Source organism: Spartinivicinus poritis (genome assembly GCF_028858535.1).
GTDB lineage: Bacteria > Pseudomonadota > Gammaproteobacteria > Pseudomonadales > Zooshikellaceae > Spartinivicinus > Spartinivicinus poritis.
The window spans coordinates 1-3,569 of record NZ_JAPMOU010000125.1 but is presented as its reverse complement, the minus strand read 5'-3'; the positions used below and the strand labels follow the sequence as shown (position 1 = coordinate 3,569).

The window sequence follows — 3,569 nt, the reverse complement described above, 5'->3', positions numbered from 1 at the left end:
CACCGATGGAGTTTGAGAGAGCTCATCAATTGAAAAAAGCCTCTTAAAAAATTGTTGGGTTTTACTGGACCACTACAGACTGGTTATCGTTGATCAAGCTGCATGGCATACGACTCATCATCTAGAAATACCTGTGAATATCATGCTATTAAATTTACCACCTGTTTCCCCAGAACTTAACCCAGTAGAGCGGATATGGGAAAACTTAGAGAAGATTCACTGGCAAACCGTTGTTTTAAAAATTTCAATGATATTGTTGAGTCTTGTTGTGAGGCATGGAATGTATTTGTGAATAAGAAAAATAACATTAAAAGCTTGTGCTCCAGGGGCTGGGCTGTTTTAACAAGCTAATAAACAGGATTGGTATGAAATCCTATTTGCTCATTCCCCTCAGAGCAAAGGGCGTATTGAGCGTGCTTTCGATACCCTTCAAGATCGCCTCATTCCTGAAATGCGCTTACGGCAGATTAACAATAGGCAATGCGCTAATGACTATCTGCAGACGGTGTTTATTCCCGAATTTTGGCAAAAAAATATCGTGGTTAAAGCAAAAGAAATAGCCCCTGAATTTACGCCTGTCCCTGCGCGTCTTAACCTCGACGACATCTGTATACAAAAAGAGTATCGGAAGATCCGTAATGACCATACCTTCAGCTATGGCAACAAATTTTACTTAATAGAATCCGCCCTTAAGTATTCGCTTGCTAAGCAAAAAATAGAAATTCGGAAGCGACCCGGTGGTGATTTTAGCGCGTATTTTGCGGGTCGTCGCCTTGCCATATCAGAAGTCATTGAACCCTCCAAACACCCCATGTATGACCTAGAAATACAACAGAAACTGGATGCAATTGCATTGGCAGATGAGCTGGGGAATGTGTCTGAGGCAGCCCGGATCAGTGGTTGCTCTCGAGAAACCATTTACAAAAACCGTCGACTACTTAAAGAGAAGGGACCCCTGGCATTGAAGCGTACCTTTTGTCCAGATAAGCATCATAAAAATAGAACGGCTAAAGAAGTAGAAAATGTGGTTATTAAATTCTCTCTTGATACTCCCCACCTAGGCCAGGCTCAAGTATCAGCTCAGCTAAAAACCCTTTATCAAATTGATCTGAGCCCGTCGGGTATCCGATCAATTTGGCTTAGAGAAAAAATAAACACCAAAATACTCAGAGTAAAAAAAGCAAAACGGACCGCTTCCGTCGTTTAATAAATTGTATGCTATAAAATGTGGGCATGCTCATAGTCGACTCAAAACAAGATAGGCATGGCGTGGGTCAAGGAGGAGTCTTGAGGGACGAGAGAAGTCCCTTGAGGCCGCTATGTCTATCGTTACCCTGTTGACCTATGAGTATGCCGGCCTTTCTCCATCAACAGCCTTACCATCAATGATTTTAACTTATCTGAATAGGCTACAAGGTTGCTTATTTTATCTGCAGTTGTTAGCCTATTACGACAAAGTCCCTTGGTAATTAGTCCGTCAGTTTCCCTCGGTAATGACACTAATACAAATAGTGCTACCGTGATTACCAGATGTCTGGGGCTAAGCCTATTTGCAACGAAACCGTTCGGTTCCCTCACCCCCTCTCACTTGTGTTCGCCTGTCGCCCCCTTATTGGTTAGCTGGCTCGGTATCTTGAAGGGGGGCTGGGTAGGATTCTCCGCCCGGTAGTTTGAGGTACATTCTATCCCTTGCGGGCGAATCACCGCCTTCACTAATTGCTGATTGGGTGCGTTTTCCCAAACTGTACTTCAAGCCCCCCAGATTTTGGCTCGTTTGATCTTCGTCGAAGTCACCTCCTACTAGGTATTCCACTCCCTCAAAGTAGTGTCGAAGCGCCCCGGTGGGCGATACGCTTGCGACATGCCACTGGTTATTTTCTCCCTCTTCCATTTCTAGGGTAAAGAGCATGATATGGGCGGCAGACACCACCGTGGCTAGCACATGAGGGTACTCTGGAGCCACGTAAATGATGTACGCGTTGTCGTTATTGAAGTTCCAAGTACCTTGATTGAATTCTGCCAGCACCGACGCCACACCCTTGGCGATGGCGTAGTGTGGCCAGAACATCCCTCGATAAATCACCCCTCGGTATTTAGTGCCCGAGCCTACCGTATACGCGGTGGATAGTACAGGAGACTGTCCAGACCGCCCGATTTCGAAACCGGTTTCCCACCCCTCACCGTAACTGCCTCCGACGCTCGCACTGATTAGACCGTCGCTGCCCCCTCCTACGGACGCATCAACGCTCCAACCTCCGGATTTGCTCCGGTGTTGATCTAAGTCATACGTTAGGCGGTTAGGTTCGCACTCGGTGGCGTTTTGAACATTTCCGTTCTTGATGACATCGCTTAGGGATGTTGTTTCCCCACCCTGTAACCCAAGAAGTAGCCATGCTTTTATCGATGGCCAACGGTTTATTGCTATTCTGCGTGGTAAGTTAACCCATCTTGAGCCAATTGGTTGCGAGCAGTCATCACCGTATTGGGTCCACGCCCCTTGCCCTTTGTAACGGCGTCGGTAGCATCCTTGCCGTTGGAAACCATATTCGAGTTGTTGTCGTTCCACTTCCCTGTATGTTAGGTTGCCATATCCAATCCCTTCGCCCGATCCTCCTACCAGCCATTTACGTTGTGCACAGGCTCCTGTTTGTGAGTTGCATCGGATACCTTCGCTTCCGATGCTAACATTGAAATCATTTGCCTGAGTGGCCGATGTCACCTTGCTTTCTCTAGATGTGGCAGAGTGTAATATAGAATGTATTTTGTTTTGATGCATTAAATCACAGGCGTTACTCATTCATTCCTCCTCCGTTTCCCAAAGATGTCAACGTATTTCATAATTCATATAGAGCCAAAGCCTTTAGAGCAGTGTGATTTTAGCTTCCTAGTATTGATAAGAAAATGATTCGCCAATTAGCGTCGTTACGTTTTTTTGAGCAGACTGAAAATATTGTACTCCTAGGGCCGCCTGGTGTAGGCAAAACCCACATTGCTATAGCTAGAAAATCATAAAGTGACATAGTCGATTCGCTCAATAAACAGGCTGTATCTGAGGGTAGAGGCATTCTATTTATGCCACATTATAGATTTCCAGCTATATATCACTGGCAGTGAAAGCAGCTGAGGCAGGTCATCGGGTATTATTTCTAAGCTTTGAGCAGTTAATGACAAAACTCAAACGGGCAGAATTAGAAAATCGGCTATTAGCTCTAACAACTCAGGCATAGCAACTTCAGATAGCTCACCCTCCTCTTAACAATAACTCTAGTCAAAAGGAGGTCATTCGCCAGGGGATAGGTTTACAAACTACACAAGGTGTGGATGGTGAAATCATCAGATGTTCCACAGGGAACATTGTAATAATGCTAACATAATAGCAGTTACTCCATAATGGCCAATTAGATTAAAGGAAATGATTAATTGTTTCTTTTTAACTACAGCATGAGGAGCACTTGGTCGAGAGTGTCACTTATTTTGTGTAACTGCTCATTCATCAATACTGTAGACAGTTTTTGGTCTTAAAGTGGTAGGATTGAACCAAAAATAGAAACTGTGAGAATGCGGTTGTC

The 3,569-nt window shown here is 44.8% G+C and carries 3 protein-coding genes and 1 pseudogene; 3 read left to right on the top strand and 1 reads right to left on the bottom strand.

Going from position 1 to position 3,569, the window contains the following annotated elements:
• Positions 1 to 28 precede the first annotated feature (28 nt).
• Both ORQ98_RS29785 and ORQ98_RS29120 read left to right on the top strand, forming a co-directional pair.
• A complete protein-coding gene (locus ORQ98_RS29785; protein ID WP_425347733.1) occupies positions 29 to 292 on the top strand; it encodes a transposase in 264 nt (87 codons plus the stop codon).
• A 159-nt stretch (positions 293 to 451) separates the two neighbouring features.
• Entirely contained in the window at positions 452 to 1,207 is a 756-nt protein-coding gene (locus ORQ98_RS29120; protein WP_274692334.1) for a helix-turn-helix domain-containing protein, read from the top strand.
• Between the two features lie 402 nt (positions 1,208 to 1,609).
• On the opposite strand, the gene ORQ98_RS29115 is transcribed toward ORQ98_RS29120, so the two are convergent.
• Positions 1,610 to 2,068, bottom strand: coding sequence for a hypothetical protein (locus ORQ98_RS29115; RefSeq protein WP_274692333.1), 459 nt, complete (start codon positions 2,066 to 2,068; stop codon positions 1,610 to 1,612).
• A gap of 815 nt (positions 2,069 to 2,883) precedes the next feature.
• Between ORQ98_RS29115 and ORQ98_RS29110 the strand changes: the two are divergent.
• Positions 2,884 to 3,000 (top strand): annotated as a pseudogene (locus ORQ98_RS29110) (ATP-binding protein); the annotation flags it as partial.
• Between the last annotated feature and the right edge of the window lie 569 nt (positions 3,001 to 3,569).